Below are 16,008 nucleotides of genomic sequence, written 5' to 3'. Positions count from 1 at the left end.
AGCGGTCGACCGGTCCCCGACGACGAGAGCATCGCCACTCGAGCCCGGTGAAAAAACAAAAGTGGGGGGTTGGCGACCGAATCGTCGAGTGACGATCAGTCGTCGGCGGGCGTCGCGCCGCTGCCGCCTTCGGCCTGCTCTTTCGTCCAGGCGAGCTTGCCACCGGCGGCGAGGATTGCGCGTTCGCGCTCGGAGGCGTCCAGCGTCGCCGTGTACTCGTCTTCGCCGTTGATGCGGACGGTGAACTCCTCCTGTCCGCTGGTGACGGCGTCGTAGACGTCGTCGACGATCTCAACGTTGTCGCCCTGGTCGATGTTCTCGTAGGTGTCCTCGTCGATCGTCAGCGGGACGATCCCGAAGTTGAAGAGGTTCGCACGGTGGATGCGTGCGAAGCTCTGTGCGAGGACGCCCTCGATACCGAGGTACATCGGACAGAGAGCGGCGTGTTCTCGCGAGGAGCCCTGCCCGTAGTTCTCGCCGGCGACGAGGAAGCCACCGTCGGCATCCAGTGCGCGCTGGGCGAAGGTGTCATCGACGCGGCTGAGGGTGAACTCGCTCAGTTTGGGGACGTTCGACCGGTACATCAGGATGTCCTGGGTCGCAGGGATGATGTGGTCGGTCGTGATGTTGTCCTCCATCTTCAGGAGCGCTTCGCCCTGAATGTCGGTGCCGAGCTGGTCTTTCAGCGGCACGTCGCCGATGTTCGGGCCCTTGATGAGCTCGTCGTCGACAGCCTCGTCGGGGGCGATGAGGTCCGTCTTGGAGCCGTCGTACTCGTCGGGGAGTTCGACGCCGGGCGCTTCGAGGTCGCCGAGTTCGTCGGCGAGGTTTCGTGGGTCGACGATTTCGCCCTTGAGCGAGGCCGCGGCGGCGACCTCCGGCGAGCAGAGGTAGACGTTGTCGTCTTCGATGCCCGAGCGGCCCTCGAAGTTGCGGTTGAAGGTGCGCAGCGAGACCGAATCCGAGGAGGGGACGTGACCGATGCCGATACAGGCACCACACGTCGCCTCGGAGAAGTTGACGCCGGCGGCCATCATCTCCGCGACCCAGCCCTCGCGGGCGAGCATCTCGGAGGCCTGCTTGGAGCCGGGTGCGACGATCGTCTCGGTCTCCATCGAGGTCTCGCGACCCTCGAGCATCTTGGCGACGGGGAGGATGTCCTCGTAGCCGCCGTTCGTACAGGAGCCGACGATGACCTGCTCGACGGACTCGCCTTCGACTTCGCTGACGGGAACGACCTTGTCCGGCATCGAGGGCTGTGCGATCAGCGGCTCGAGGTCGGAGAGGTCGACGACGATCTCGTCGTCGTAGTCGGCGTCGTCGTCGGGCTGGAGCTCGACGTACTCGTCGCCGCGGCCGACGCGCTGGAGGTAATCCTCGGTCTGCTCGTCGGTCGGGAAGATCGACGTGGTCGCACCGAGCTCGGTGCCCATGTTGGTGATGGTCATCCGCTCGGGTGCGGTCAGGGTTTCGACGCCCGGACCGGTGTACTCGAGGATCTTGCCGACGCCGCCCTTGACGGAGAGGCGACGGAGCATCTCGAGGATGATGTCTTTCGCGGTGGCCCACTCGGGGAGCTCGCCCTCGAGGCGGACGTTGACGACTTCGGGCATCTCGATGTAGTAGGGAGCGCCACCCATGGCGACGGTGACGTCGATCCCGCCGGCGCCGATGGCGAGTTCGCCGAGGCCGCCGGGCGTGGGCGTGTGGCTGTCCGAACCCAGCAGCGTCTTGCCGGGGGCCGCGAAGTTCTCGCGGTGGACGTTGTGGCAGATACCGTTACCGGGTCGGGAGAAGTGAGCGCCGTATTTACCGGCTGCAGAGCGGAGGAAACGGTGGTCGTCGGTATTCTTGAAGTCGAACTGATAAGTCTGGTGGTCGCAGTACTGCGCTGCGATCTCGGTCTGGACCTCGTCTAGCCCCATCGCTTCGAACTGGAGCCAGACCATGGTCCCGGTCGTGTCCTGCGTAAGTACCTGATCGATCTCGATCCCGATTTCCTCGCCGGTCTCGAGTTCGCCCTCGACGAGGTGGTCGTCGAGAATCTTTTCGGTGAGAGTCTGTCCCATAGCACCCAGAACTGGGCTTTCCGTCCTGATAAATCCAGCGTGTTTCTGCGAGCGGCGACCGCCGTCAGGGGCCCAAAACGGGGGGTATCGAGTGAGTATTGCCCAACGAGTGACCGTTCGTTCACCGTGGGGAACCGCTCCACCCCATACGTCGTTTCGAGCGGGGTGCCGACCGGTCCCGCGCAACGAGGGCGTGTCGAACGGTACCGAACTGGTGGGTCGATTCGAACGGATACGCTTTTCTCGTCGCCGAGGCGTTGGGTGGACAGACAACGCCATGTTCCGCTCCGGTGCCTTCGTTGCCGACCACGTCTCGCCGACGACCGACGCACAGATCCAGCCAAACGGGGTTGATCTCACCGCGGACGTCGTCTTCGAGCAGCTCGAACCGGGCCGCATCGGCCGGGACGGCAAAGAGATCGGGGACCGGATCGCCCGCCCGCTCGAGGAACTCGAACAGAAGCATCCCGACACCTACTACCTGCCCGAGGGCTCCTACGTCGTCCGCTACGGCGAACGGATCGCGATTCCGAACGGACACGTCGGGTTCGTCTATCCTCGCTCGTCGCTCATGCGCAACTCCTGTATGCTCAACACGGCGGTGTGGGACGCCGGCTACGAGGGTCGCGGGGAGGGTCTGTTGCAGGTCCACCACGATATCGAACTCGAGCGTGGGGCCCGGATCGCCCAGCTGGTCTTCGCCGAAGCCGACCACGAGGAGGTTTACGACGGAAGCTATCAGGGAGAGAACCTCGAGTCGTAGACGGCCGCCCGCTCGCAGCGATCAGTCCTCGACGAGCGAGCGTTCCGCGTTTCCAACGATCAGGAGGGTACTGGCGACGACGGCGACGGTGGTGACGAGCGGATTGACGACCCCGAGTACGGCGGCGGGGATCGCGATCGCGTTGTAGACGAACGCCAGGGCGAGGTTCTGCCGGAGCCGATCGCGTGCGGTCCCTGCCAGGGCGAACGCGTCCTCGACCGCACCGAGGTCGTCGTCGACGATCGCGATATCCGCCGCGTCGGCCGCGAGCGCCGTCCCGCTGCCCAGCGAGATCCCCAGATCGGCAGCGGCGAGGGCCGGTGCATCGTTCGTCCCGTCGCCGACCATCGCCACTCGATTATCCGCTCGCAATCGCTCTACGGCCGCCGTCTTCCCGTTCGGCGGCACGCCGGCGAAGACGTCGTCCACACCGGAATGGCGTTCGAACACCGCGGCGGCCGTTCGGTCGTCGCCGGTCAGAACGACGATATCGGTTCCGGCTTCGTCCAGCGCCGCGATCGTCTCGTCCCATCCCTCACGGGGCTCGTCACCGACGATTACGACTCCCTCCGCGGTCCCGTCTCGCCCGACGACGACCGGGAGCCGTCCGGCCGCCCGCGCGCGGTCGATCCGCGCCTCGAGTTCCCCCTCGAGCGTCCAGCCTCGCTCCCGAAAGAGGTCGGGATGACCGACCAGCACCGTTCGGCCATCGACGGTCCCCTCGACGCCGGTCGCGTGGGTTCGAAACTCCTCGACCGCCGTGTCGGCTGTCGTGGACCCGCCGTCCGCTCGAGTCGCCGCCCCGTCCGCCGCGGAATCGGGGCCGAAGGCCTCGGTGATCGCCGCCGCCGCCGGATGGGCCGCACGCCGCTCGAGAGCGACGGCGGCCGCCAGGAGGTCGTCGGGCGCGTCGACCTCGCGAACGGTCATGTCGCCGGTCGTGAGCGTGCCGGTCTTGTCGAAGACGACGACGTCGACCGCGCGAAGGCGTTCGAAGACCGTCTCGTCGAAGACGACGATCCCGCGCTCGAGGGCGGCCTGCAGGCTCGCGGCGACGGAGTACGACGTGGCGAATCCAAGCGCCCACGGACTCGCCACCATGAGCGTCATGAGGACGGCCAGCGATGCGGTCACTCCGGTCTCCCCGGCGACGAACGATCCGCCACCGACGACGACGGCAGCGGCGAGGACGATCGGGGCGATGGTCCCCGCGGCGTCGTCACCGCGGCGAGTGACACCGTGGTCTGCGCTCTGGACGTTCCAGACGACCCGCGTGAGCCGATCGATGCTGCTGGTCGTGCGCTCGCCGACGTCGACGACCGCCGCATCGGTCGTCACGACAGAGCCCCCGACCAGGTCGTCCCCCTCCCGTTTCGTGACCGGGAGCGACTCCCCGGTCACCACGGCCTCGTCGACCGTACACTCGCCGTCCGCCAGCGTCCCGTCGACGGGAATCCGTTCGCCCTCCCGGACGAGGACGCGATCGCCGGTCTCGAGGTCAGCGACGGGGATCTCCGTCGTCGATCCGTCCGAGGCGTACAGCCGAGCCGTATCGACCTGCGAGACGGTGAGGTCGGTGAGCCGGTCGGTCGCGCGGCGCTTGATCGTCGCCTCGTAGTAGGTCGCGCCCATCACGACTGCGGCCACGACGATCGTCAGATCGAAGTACAGATCGTTGCGCCCGAGTCCGGAGACGACGATGCTGAAGCCGTACGCACTGAGTATCGTCAGCGCCGCGAGCAGGTCCGTCGTCGGTCGCCGGAGTTTCAGGCTGACGTATGCCCCCCGCAGGAGGGGGCCGCCGGTCAGGTAGACGATCGCCCCCGTCATCACGAGAAACAGGGGCAGATACAGCGGCCCGCTAAAGCCCGTAAACGCGTCCTCGAAGTGTGCGATGGCCCCCCAGTCGGTAAACGAGGTCAGGAACATCGGGTAGAGAACCGCCACGAACGGGAGCAGGAGGAAGGATCCGAAGACGACCCCCACCACGTACCGCATCTCGAGCATGTCTTCCGAGCGGCGCTTCCGGAGCCCGGCCATCTCGCGCGAGCGCCGGGTCCCCCCGGTCTCGTCGTCGGCGGTCGCGTCCGATCGCAGGTACGCCGTGTAGCCGAGTCGACTCAGCGCGTCCTCGAGCGCGTCCGCCGAGATCCGTTCGGGGTCGTGATCGACCCGGACCGTCTCGGTGACGTAACTCGCCTCGGCGTCGGTCACGCCGTCGCGATCCGCGGCGACGGACTCGAGGAACGCCTCGCAGGTCGCCGAGTGCATCCCGTCGACCCGGAAGAACGTTCGGCTGGCCGCGGGTCCCTCGAGCTCCGCGGTCGAGCCGACTGGCACCCCCTCGCTATCGCGCCGGTCGGCACCGTCGTCGCCGCTCGTCCCGTATTCGGCGGCGATATCGCGACAGCCGGTCGAACAAAAGCCGTCCGACGCCGCCTCGTCGATGCGCTCCGGGAGCGCCGTCCCGCAGAGCCGACAGCAGTCGCGTCGATCGTTCCCCGCGCGTCGATTACTCACAGGAGCCACTGCGTGTTCGACGGCAATAACAGTGGCCGATCTGACCGATTCCTCGCCCGGCGTCTCGGCTCGGGAAAGTCCACGCTCAGACGGACTCCTGTCGGTCAGTTCCGGCCCAGCTCCGACCCGGTGGAGTGCGCCGGGACCCAGTGACAGCCAAACCGTCTCAGCGTCGTTCGACGACGGTCCCCTCTTCACCGACCGCGACCGCCCGCTCGCCGGCAGTCCCGATCGAAACGGCCAGAAGCGGCTCCGGGACGCGCACGTCGACGGCCGTCCAGCCGGCCGCCGCGGGGCGCTCGTAGATCGCGCCGTCGGCGTCGCAGGCGATCGTCTCTCCCTCGCGGCGAGCGAGGCCACAGATCGCCTCCTCCCCGACCCGCTCGGGCGTCCACGTCGACCCGCCGTAGCGGTGGACGATCCCGTCGTCCGCGCTCACGAGACAGTCGCCCAGCCCCAGCGTCGCGGGGGTCTCGAGGGTCCCACTGGCGTCCCCCAGCCCGACTCGATCGAACGACTCGCCGCCGTCGGTCGTTTCGAAGACGGCGTCGTTCGTATCACAGCAGTAGCCGACCGACGCGTCCGCGAGGTCGATCCCGCTTAGACTCGAACCGCTGCCGGGTGTGACCGGGTCGTCCCACGAGCACTCGCCGTCCCTGTATCGACCGCGGAGTACCGCGCCGGAGCCGTTGATGAGCAGAACCGTCTCGTCGCCGCTTGGCCCCCCGACGGCGACGCCCAGCCAGTTGTCGGTAATTGCCGCCGGTGCCGTGTAGTCCGTGTGAAGCCCCGTCTCGACCTCGAGTCGACCGACCGAACCGCTGTCGCCCGCGATCCAGACCGCTCGGCCGCCGTCGGTCGCGTCGACGCCGTTGAGTTCGTCGCCCTCGGCGGCCGGCCCGTCCGCGAGGGTGATCGACCACTCGAGGTCGGCCCCGTCATCGTCGGCAGGATCGCCGGTGAGAACCAGACCGTCCTCGCCCACGGCGTGGACCGCGTCGCTCTCGGTCACACAGACGTCACGGAGCGTCGCCTCGGTAGGAACGTCGACGAGACGCCAGCGGCGGGGGCGATCGTCCTCGCTCGTCCGGTCGGTGTCGGTCTCGCCGCTACCCTCGGCCGCGGCGCTCCCTTCGGCCTCGACATCCCCCTCGATCTCGGCGCTGGCGTCGGTCTCAGCACTGCTCTCGGTCTGGTCGCCGCCCCCGCTACTGGCGTGCTCGAGGCGTTCAGTCTCCCCGTCCCTCGTTCGCCCGGCGGCCGTCACGTCACGCGCACGGTCGACCGTCGATCCGTCAGCGTCTCGGTCGGCCGCGGGAGCAGCGTCTCGCTCCGCCGTGGACTCACCGCCGGCTCGATCCGACCCGCCCCGAACGTACAGAACGATCGGCGGAACGACGTACGAGGCGAGCGCGAGGACGATGAACCCGCGATGGAAGATCGTCAACGTTCCGAACGCGGTCAGGCCGGCCGTCGCGACCGCGTGGATCCACGTCTTCGTATAGCTGCGAAAAAACGAGACGAATCCGTCGCCGGAACGCGAGTGGGTGGCCATTGATCGAATCCCGCGATTCGCATCACCCTATCGGAGTAGCGAGCAAAAACGTACTGCAGGCACGTCCGTCGGACCGGCCGATCGATCGCCGCGCGCGAGTGTCCCGTAGCTCGTCGATCGACGCGACGGTGTCCGGTTCGCCGACTCGTTCGAACTCGAGTGAGACGAGCGTCGCCGTCTCACCGTCGACGCGTCTCGACCGAAACGCTGAGCACGCCGTTGTTGTAGACCGCCGTTCGCTCGTCGCCGAAGACGAGGTCGCGAGGGAGGGGCGTGACGGTTCGTTCGGCGACGCCGTCGGGACGGTCGACCGCGATCCGAAGGCGACGCGGGCCCACTTCGACCGTCACGTCGTCGATGGTCGCGGGGGAGATATCGACGGCGGCGCGAAACCGATCGGCCCGTCCCTCGTATACGAACTGTGTGGGAAAGGGAAACGACGCCACTTCCGAGGACGGTGGGGCAGCCATGAGTCCACGTTCCGACGACGAGTGGAAACTCCCCGGCTGGACAGTTGCACGTTTGATATGCGGTTTCCGTCGCCTTTCTCACCGGGTCGTTGCTCGTGAGAGCCGGCGATCCCGTCGACCCCCGATCGGTCGACCCCTCACAGATATCCGAGATCGGCCAGTCGCTCTTTCGTTCCCTCCTGCATCTCCACCTCGCCCGACGCGCCGCTCTCGGCGAGGGGGTCGAATCGTTCCTCGAGTCGCCGCCGTAGCGCCCGGACCCGTGCTGGCTCCTCGTCGCTGCGATCGGTGTGCTCGAACGGATCGGTCGGGACGTGGTGCAAGCGGTCGAAGCCGTCGTCGCCGCGGACGTACTTGTGCTCGTGCGTACGGACCGCCCGCAGCCGTCGATCGAACTCTCTGACCCGGTCCGGAACCTCGCCGAACCGCGCCTCGAGACGCTCGATCGAGGGCTGGGGGGCGACGTACTCGGCGAAGACGGCCTCGCGTGGCTCCGCGTCCGACTCGGGGTGAAGCGACCGACTCGACCACTGGTCGCGTAGCTCGGGGTCGTCGATACCGGCGGTCTCGAGCAACGTCGCGGGAAGATCGAGCAAACTGACGAGCTCGTTGCGCGGGTCGCCGTCGGTAAAGGGGCCGCCGTGACAGACCAGCGGGACGTTGAGCAGCGTGTCGTAGAGGTTGTACTGGTGGCCGAAAAACCCGTGCTCGCCGATGTGCTCGCCGTGATCGCCACAGACGACGAACAGGGTGTCCTCCCACTCGCCGCGGGCCTCGAGCGTGGCTCGAAGCCGGCCGACCTGGTGATCGACGTAGGCGAGTTCGGCCCGGTAAAGTCCCCTGAGGAGGGCGAACTCGTGATCGGAGATGTCGTAGTCGCCGCAGTCGTATGCGCGGGGATCCTGCCTGATAGCGGTCGCGGCCTCGTAACTGGCACCGTCGGGGAGGAACCGTTCGGCGTACGCCTTCGGCGGGTCGTACCGGACGTGCGGTTCGATGAAGTTACAGAACAGAAAGAACGGCCGGTCGTCCTCCCTGTCCGCGAGCCAGCCGTCGATCCAGGCCGTCGACCGGCTGGAACCGTCGTCCCCCGCCGGCTGGAACAGTTCGCTGTAGAGGATGTTCGCGGCATTGACGATCGGATTCCCGTCGAAGAGTCGACTGCGGGTCGCGACGAGTTTCTCTCGGAGATCCTCGCCGCGGACGACCGCACCCATGTCGGCGTCGGACTGGATGTACTGCCAGCCCTTGCGAAGGGGCGCGAACCCGCGATCGAAGCCGAACTCCTCGGTGATCCAGGTGTTGTTCGAGACGCCGACCGTCTCGAATCCCGCGTCGGCGAAGGCCTCGGGGACCGTCCGCAGGTCGTCGTCGAGGTAGGTGTGCCCGCCGTGCGTGCCGTGTTCGGAGGCATAGGTACCGGTGAAAAACGACGCGTGAGAGGGCAGCGTCCAGGGCGCGGTCGCGAACGCGTTCTCGAACGCGGTTCCCTCCTCGGCGAGCCGCGTCAGCGTCGGCGTCGGCCGTGTGCCGACGGGACGGTTACTCGAGCCGGTTCGGTCGCCGGGGGCGGATTGCAATCCGACGTGATCGGGAGTCGTCGTTCGGCCGTCCGAAAGCCGCTGCATCCCGACGCTTTTCGCCCGGGCCGTATCGAGAACCACGAAAACAACGTTCCGCACAGTACAATGTGACTCGTCCTCACGTCCGTTAGCGTCAGACATGGATAGACTACTTCAACGGCAGACAGGGAAGGTCACCGGCCCGGAGTATGCAGGCCCTAATCGAAGCGCGCGCCGGTTTTCGCCCGAAAAACCGTCCGCTTCGACACTGATCGATATCGATCCGAGAACGGCGGTCGTCAGACGGACCGACCAGTCAGTGCCGGCGACCCCACGACCCGTCCGTGGGTGCGCCGGTCGCTCGGGACAATAGCCCGGTCCGGGAACGGGTATTCATCTGCCAGTCCAACGTTCATCCGGCCGGCCGGCGTACGCTCCACGAGCGGACGCGAGTGGCCCGACCGGCGGCGAGACCGGACAGCCGGTGTCCCGTTCCGGCAGCGGGCCACCAGCACCGTCGCTCGGAGGGTTTTCGATGACACACCATGACCACGACGCGTCGACGGACGTCTCGATGGACGAACCAGCGGACCTCGAGGAGGCCGCGGAGTTGACCGAACCGGCCGGGCGAGTCGCATCAGCAGCGTCCGACGCGCTCGCGAGCGGGACGCTGCCGCTGCTCGGTGGCGGACTCCTGTTGGCAGCCGCCGTTCGGGCACTGGCCAGGAACCGACCACGTGCGCTTCCGCTGGGGATCGCCGGCAGCGGACTGATCGGATTCGGGCTTCACAACCGTCGCTCGAGCGGCGAGTCCCCGACCGACGACGGCGTCCCGGACATCGAGAGCGGAACCGAGGGGAAAGAAACGTCGGACGGGGCCGCTGCCGCCGCCACCCGCGTCGATTCCGGTCGGGAATCCGAGATCGAACCCGACGGCGAGATTTCGGCGGACCCAGGAGTCGACGACGCGGCGGAGTCGGGCTCTCGAGTCGAGTTCACCGACGACCCGGACGCGGACGAGTCCCGATCCCGGCCGGATCTCGGCGAGGAGGAAACGGAGCCCCGGCGCGAGACCGAGACCGACGACATTGCGGTCGACGTCTCCGACACGGCGATGGCCGACGAGACCAGCGAGGCGACGGGGCCCGACCCCACACAGGCCCAGCCGACCCAGACCGCGGACACGGAGCCCGAGGCGAGCCCCGCGGAGGACGCCTCGGAGAAGCAGGTCGAGCCGCCCGACGAGTCCGAGGCCGAAACGGACGAGGAAGACGCGACGGGGGACGACGACTCCGACGAAAGCGACCGCTAATTCGCCAGGAGCACGGATCCGGGGTTCCCACCAGTCGTCGGCCGAGAAAGACGAGACGGCCGGTCCGATTCGTCTCGAGGGGCCGACGCGAGGAAGTCCTGTCAGCTACCGGTTCGATAACGATTAGCTACTGAACGTCACTGTACACGAATCGCACGACAGCGTTGCGACGAGTGTGTCAATCGTTTCAGGTGCTACTGTAGAGACCTCGAGCAGTTTTCGACGTCGTAGCACTCCGTCAGAAACCGTGCCCAGAACGACGTTGCATTCACGGTCGCGTATAGACGAACAGTACGTCGAATTGTGACTCGTAAGTGAACGAAAACCGAATATATTTGGCAAGGTTATTGCTACCGGAGAGTTCTGGTGAGAGTAGAGAACAGTATGGTTGGGCAAAACGTGAGTGTACCCGGAATATTCGATGGGATGAAGGTCGGAATTACAGTTCATGACCCGGAAACAGGACAAATTCTCGATGTAAACGATCGGGTAGAGCAGTTGTACGGATACACCAAGGGAGAACTTCGGACGATGGCAGTTGAGGAGTATACTGCACCCTCGACGCAATTCACGCGAACGGAGGCCGTCGACCGCATTCGGACTGCCGCTCGTGGCGATCCACAAACGTTTGAATGGAAAGTCAAACGGAAAAACGGCGAGTATCGGTGGATCAGCATCCATCTCACACGAACGACGATTGATGAAACGAAATGTGTCATCGCCGAGATCAACGATATTACCGAGTACAAAACCCGCGAACAACTGATTCAGCTCTTAAATCGCGTTATCCGTCACAATCTCCGGAACGATATGAATCTCCTCATCGGATACGCTGACAGGATCAAAACAGCCATCGAAAACGATCAACTGCAGGAGGAAGTCGAGACCATTTTAAATATCGCATCGGAGGTCGGCACGCTCAGTGACTCGTTAGATCAGATCGAAAAAATCGTCGAACCTGGGACAACGGAGCGAGGACCCACGAACCTTCGGACGGTCGTGGAAACATGTGCTAGCGAAACGCAGTCGGAAAACACAGCGGTCGACATATCAGTTACCGGTCCGTCGGATATCTGGGTAACCGCCGACAAAGGATTGCGGTACGCGATCGAACACGCCATCGAGAACGCAGTCACCCATAACGATAGCAAGACGCCAACGGTGACGTTGACAGTAACCGAAGAGCCCGAGAAGGGCTTTGGTGTGGTCCGAATCGTCGATAATGGACCACCGATTCCGGAGATGGAAATCGAGGTGCTAGACGATGAGACGGTGATGAAAAGTACGTACCACGGCTCCGGCGTCGGCTTGTGGGTAATGAAGTGGTGCGTCGATTCACTCGGCGGCGAACTCTCGTTCGAAGCGAAGACACCTCGTGGGAACGTCGTTCGGATCTCGGTGCCACAGGCGGACCAGCCGCCGATAGAGTAGCCACTGAACGTCACTGCACACCGAATCGCATGACAGGGTGGCGAGTAGTGTGAAACTCGTTTCAGGGCCTACTGCGATCCGGACAGCGATCGCTGCCGGAGACGCCGGACGCGCTCGGTGCGGTACAGTTCGGGGACCGGAACGAGCGCCGCGACGGCCACGCCGAGTGCGCCGCTCCCGGCGAGAAGCGAGACGGGCCAATAGTAGGCGATGGCACCGACGAGGGAGACGATCACGAAGCCTGCGGCGACAGCCCTGACGGTGAGCCGGCGATCAGCTCGGATCGGCCCCTGTCCCGCGTCCAGCCCTCGAGCGAGGAGCGCGAGCTGCCAGCCCGCAAACGCGCCAAGCGACGCGCCAAAGAGGAGAACCGCATCGGGGTCCATGCTGCTCGTCACGAGGGCAGCGGCGGCGATGCCGACGGCGAGACCGAACCCGATCGTCCCGCGGTGGGTCGGATAGCGGTTCAGGAGCCCCCACGCGAGGAGGAGAAAGACGAGTCCGACGGCGACGCCCGCGACGACGTCGACGAGGTAGTGGACGCCGAGACCGACTCGAGAGAGGGAGACGGCAGTCACGAGCCCGGCGGCACCGAGGAATCGCCGCCGACGCGTGCTGACGTCGCTGTACTCGGCCAGGCTCAGGTAGACGATCGTCGACATCAGGGCGTGCCCGCTCGGGAACCCGTAGCCGGTCGCCGTCGCAGTCGCTTCGTACAGCGGGTGGACGGCCGCCGGCAGCGCCTCGACCTCTACGAGGACGCGCTCCGGTCGCGGGAGCGCGAAGACGTGTTTCAGCGCCGTGATGAGCGAGAGGCCCGCCAGCAAGAGTCCGGCGACGGCGGCGATATCGTCCCGGTCGTCGGTCTCGATCCAGTAGAGCGTCCCGACGAGGACGCCCAGAAACCACACGTCGCCCAGCTGGGTCACCAGCCCGAGCACGACGACGGCCCACTCGGGAACGACCTCGCGGAACGCGTCGAACCAGCCAAGCCCTCGAGTCATACCCCATGCTACGTCCGACGAGACATATAAACGGTTCCGCTCGGTCGGCCGATCGGACGTCGCCCGGCCGGTAGCATCGTTCCACTTTCGGCGAGAGTCTCGTTCGCTCGGGAAAACCCTCATTTCCGCGTCACCTGTAGGCTACCGAGACGCGCCAGCGGTCGGCGTGCGAGGGGACCCACATGAGCAAGCCATCGGAACCCGAGCGCGAGCGAATCGATCCGGAGTACGACCACCGCCGCGAGGACAGCGTCGACGAGGGCCGACTCGAGGCGCTCCTCGACGAGTACGCGATCGGACGGGACGACCACGAGAACGCGCCCGCCTTCGTGATCCGACCGGACGACATCCAGGAGGTGGTCGCCCTCCTGCGCGACGAGGCGGGGTTCGACCACCTCTCGTGTCTCACGCCACAGCAGTACGAGGATCGCTACGAGTCGCTCATCCACATGACGAAGTACGACCGGCGGAGCCACGAGGTGACGTTGATCGTACCCGTTCCGATCGACGACCCCGTCTGCGAGTCCGCCGAACCCGTCTTCCGAACGGCCGACTGGCACGAGCGCGAGGCCTACGATCTCGTCGGGATCGAGTACGAGGATCATCCCGACCTCCGTCGAATCCTCCTCCCCGAGTCGTGGCAGGGCCACCCGCTCGCGCTGGACTACGACCAGGACAAGCCACAGCTCGTCCACTACGCCGAACACGCGAATCCGCTCCAGGCCGACCGCCACGACGATGAGTCCGATACGATGCTCCTCAACATCGGTCCCCACCACCCGGCGACCCACGGCGTCCTCCACCTCGAGACGGTGCTGGACGGCGAGTCGGTCGCCGACGTCGAACCCGATATCGGCTATCTCCACCGGTGTGAGGAGCAGATGTGCCAACAGGGGACCTATCGCCACCAGATCATCCCCTACTCGAACCGCTGGGATTACACGGCGAACCTGCCCAACGAGTGGGCGGTCGCCCGCGCGATCGAGGACATCGCCGACATCGAGGTCCCCGAGTACGCGCAGGTCCTGCGGACGATGGCGACCGAGTTCGGCCGCATGCTCGGCCACTTCCTCGCGGTCTCGACGTTCGCCTTGGACGTCTACGGCGACTTCACGGCCATCTTCCAATACGGCATGCGCGACCGCGAAGTCGTCCAGGACATCTTGGAGGACCTCACCGGCCAGCGGATGATGTTCTACTTCTTCCGGCTGGGCGGGGTCTGCTGGGACCTGCCCGAACCCCGCGAGGAGTTCATCGAGAAGTGCCGCGATTTCCTCGACGAACTCCCCGCCAAGGTCGACGAGTACCACGACCTGCTGACCGGCAACGAGATCTTCCAGATCCGGACGATCGATACCGGGGTGCTCGAGCCCGAGGTCGCCAAGGACTACGGCTGTACCGGACCGGTGGCCCGCGGGTCGGGCATCGACTACGACATCCGTCGGGACGACCCCTACGGCTACTACGAGAACCTCGAGTGGAACGTCGTGGTCGAGGGCGGCTGTGACAACCACGCGCGGGTCCTCGTTCGCCTCCGCGAGGTCGAGGAGTCCGCGAAGATCATCGAGCAGTGTCTCGACTTGCTCGAAGAGTGGCCCGAGGACGAGCGGACGGTCCAGAGCAACGTCCCCCGAACGCTCAAGCCGGACGCCGGGACCGAGACCTACCGCGCCGTCGAGAGCGCGAAGGGCGAACTCGGGATCTACATCCGCGCGGACGGCTCGAACTCGCCGGCCCGGTTCAAGATCCGAAGTCCGTGTTTCCACAACCTCTCGGCGCTGCCGGAGATGGCCGAGGGCGAGTACGTCGCCGACCTGATCGCGTCGCTTGGCAGTCTCGACATCGTGCTGGGGAGCGTCGATCGCTGAGCCAGGGTGGTCGACCGCGGCTTCTGACCGGCCGAACGGTCACGGACGGGGAGTTCTCGAGTGGCTCCCGCAGGGAGCCCAGTTCCGACGGTGAACGTCCCCCGCCACGAGTGGCAGCAACATGCTCCGCTATCTCCGACGGGAGAGACAACTGTTAACTGTCGCGTGTCCGGACTCGAAGGTATGTCGACGTCGATCAGTAGGTGGCCACGGGCCGGTGCCGTCAGGGCTCGCTGGGCAGCGCTCGAGCGCGACTGGAAGAGCGTGGTCGTCGGTGCAACGATCGTCACACTCCTCAGTGGCTTCGGCCTGCCGATCCCCTGGTAATGGGCGTTCGCCGGCTGCTTCCGGGGTTCGTCGCTCTCTGTCTCGGTGCCGTGTTGGCCCGATCGCTCGCGCGCGTCGTCGGCGTCAATCACTTGCTCGTCGCCATCGCGCTGGGCGTCGTCGTCACGAACGCCGTCGGTCTCCCGGACGAACTCGAACCCGGCGTCGCGACGCACAAACTGTGGCTGGGGTCCGGTATCGTCCTCATGGGGGCGTCGATATCGACCGCGACCGTCCTCGAGGTCGGTGGCCCCGTCTTCCTCGTCGTGATAGCGATCACCGGGATCACGCTGGCCGTCGTCGAACTCCTCGCGCGAAACGTCTTCGGACTGTCCGAGCGGCTGGGGACGCTGCTCGCCGCCGGTGCGAGCATCTGTGGCGTCTCGGCGGTCGTCGCGGTCGCCGGTGCCGTCCGGGCACGGGAAGAGGAAGTCGCCTACGCGGCGGCGACGGTCCTGCTGTTCGATGCGATTACGATCGTCGTCTACCCGATCGTCGGCGATCTGCTGGACCTGTCCGGCGCGGTCTTCGGGACGTGGGCCGGGGTCAGCATGTTCTCGACCGGACCGGCCGTCGCAGTGGGCTTTGCCTACTCCGACGTGGCCGGCCAGTGGGCGACGATAACGAAACTCTCGCGAAACGCCCTGATCGGCGTCGTCGTCCTCGGATACGCGAGCTACTACGCGGGGAGCGGAGACGGGACCACCGCGTCCGTTCGAACCCTCTGGGCGGAGTTCCCGAAGTTCGTGCTCGGCTTTCTCGCTCTCGCCGTGCTCTCGAGTCTCGGCGTCTTCTCGTCGGCCCAGCAGGCCTCGATCGAAAACGCGTACAACTGGCTGTTCCTGCTGGCGTTCGTCGGGCTCGGAACCGAAATCCGCCTCGCCGACGTGCGGAATACCGGCGTCGTGCCCGCGTTCGTCGTGCTGCTGGCGTTGCTCGTCGGAAGCCTGCTCTCGTTGACCATCCTCTCGCTCCTGTTTTGAGTTCGTCGCCGGTCCGCCCGCTCCGGTCTCGTGGGTCGACCCGGAGCGGACCGAGTCGTCGACGATACCGGTAATACTTTCGGCCCGTCCCGACCGAATCGCCTCACCCGCGATCCAGAGCACGGAACTTACTTGACGATGAGT

Annotated in this window: 12 protein-coding genes; 6 read left to right on the top strand and 6 right to left on the bottom strand. The window is 66.0% G+C overall.

Annotation, left to right across the window (positions count from 1 at the left end):
- Positions 1–95: 95 nt before the first annotated feature.
- Positions 96–2,069: an aconitate hydratase gene (locus tag CP557_RS00815; RefSeq protein WP_097378155.1), complete on the bottom strand. Its 1,974-nt coding sequence runs from the start codon at positions 2,067–2,069 to the stop codon at positions 96–98.
- A gap of 277 nt (positions 2,070–2,346) precedes the next feature.
- Between CP557_RS00815 and CP557_RS00810 the strand changes: the two genes are divergently transcribed.
- Positions 2,347–2,832, top strand: a complete 486-nt coding sequence (locus CP557_RS00810) for a deoxyuridine 5'-triphosphate nucleotidohydrolase (RefSeq protein WP_097378154.1) — start codon at positions 2,347–2,349, stop codon at positions 2,830–2,832.
- A gap of 21 nt (positions 2,833–2,853) precedes the next feature.
- Here the strand turns inward: CP557_RS00810 and CP557_RS00805 are convergent, their stop codons facing one another.
- The 4 genes from CP557_RS00805 to CP557_RS00790 form a co-directional block, all read right to left on the bottom strand.
- Positions 2,854–5,352, bottom strand: a complete 2,499-nt coding sequence (locus CP557_RS00805; protein WP_097378153.1) for a heavy metal translocating P-type ATPase — start codon at positions 5,350–5,352, stop codon at positions 2,854–2,856.
- A 166-nt stretch (positions 5,353–5,518) separates the two neighbouring features.
- On the bottom strand, positions 5,519–6,907 hold the full coding sequence (locus CP557_RS00800; RefSeq protein WP_097378152.1) for a beta propeller repeat protein: 1,389 nt from the start codon (positions 6,905–6,907) through the stop codon (positions 5,519–5,521).
- Between the two features lie 179 nt (positions 6,908–7,086).
- On the bottom strand, positions 7,087–7,377 hold the full coding sequence (locus CP557_RS00795; protein WP_097378151.1) for an Hsp20/alpha crystallin family protein: 291 nt from the start codon (positions 7,375–7,377) through the stop codon (positions 7,087–7,089).
- Between the two features lie 137 nt (positions 7,378–7,514).
- Complete coding sequence (locus CP557_RS00790) at positions 7,515–9,101, bottom strand: sulfatase (protein WP_097378150.1); 1,587 nt, start codon at positions 9,099–9,101, stop codon at positions 7,515–7,517.
- 373 nt (positions 9,102–9,474) lie between these two features.
- Between CP557_RS00790 and CP557_RS00785 the strand changes: the two genes are divergently transcribed.
- Positions 9,475–10,251 (top strand): prolipoprotein diacylglyceryl transferase, encoded by a 777-nt coding sequence (locus CP557_RS00785; RefSeq protein ID WP_097378149.1) that lies wholly within the window; start codon positions 9,475–9,477, stop codon positions 10,249–10,251.
- Between the two features lie 384 nt (positions 10,252–10,635).
- A complete protein-coding gene (locus CP557_RS00780; RefSeq protein ID WP_097378148.1) occupies positions 10,636–11,682 on the top strand; it encodes a PAS domain-containing sensor histidine kinase in 1,047 nt (348 codons plus the stop codon).
- A gap of 68 nt (positions 11,683–11,750) precedes the next feature.
- On the opposite strand, the gene CP557_RS00775 is transcribed toward CP557_RS00780, so the two are convergent.
- Positions 11,751–12,686 carry a phosphatase PAP2 family protein gene (locus CP557_RS00775; RefSeq protein WP_097378147.1) on the bottom strand — a complete coding sequence of 312 codons (936 nt, stop codon included), beginning with the start codon at positions 12,684–12,686 and terminating at the stop codon, positions 11,751–11,753.
- Positions 12,687–12,868: 182 nt separating this feature from the next.
- Here CP557_RS00775 and CP557_RS00770 point away from each other — a divergent pair, with 182 nt between their 5' ends.
- The 3 genes from CP557_RS00770 (at position 12,869) to CP557_RS00765 (ending at position 15,864) form a co-directional block, all read left to right on the top strand.
- Complete coding sequence (locus tag CP557_RS00770) at positions 12,869–14,554, top strand: NADH-quinone oxidoreductase subunit D (protein ID WP_097378146.1); 1,686 nt, start codon at positions 12,869–12,871, stop codon at positions 14,552–14,554.
- A 183-nt stretch (positions 14,555–14,737) separates the two neighbouring features.
- Positions 14,738–14,881 (top strand): hypothetical protein, encoded by a 144-nt coding sequence (locus CP557_RS22345; protein ID WP_169924314.1) that lies wholly within the window; start codon positions 14,738–14,740, stop codon positions 14,879–14,881.
- A complete protein-coding gene (locus tag CP557_RS00765; protein WP_097378145.1) occupies positions 14,881–15,864 on the top strand; it encodes a YeiH family protein in 984 nt (327 codons plus the stop codon). Before CP557_RS22345 ends, CP557_RS00765 begins: the two co-directional genes overlap by 1 nt.
- Positions 15,865–16,008 lie beyond the last annotated feature (144 nt).

The organism is Natrinema ejinorense (assembly GCF_002494345.1).
Taxonomy (GTDB): Archaea; Halobacteriota; Halobacteria; order Halobacteriales; family Natrialbaceae; genus Natrinema; species Natrinema longum.
This window is presented reverse-complemented; position numbering and strand designations above follow the sequence as displayed.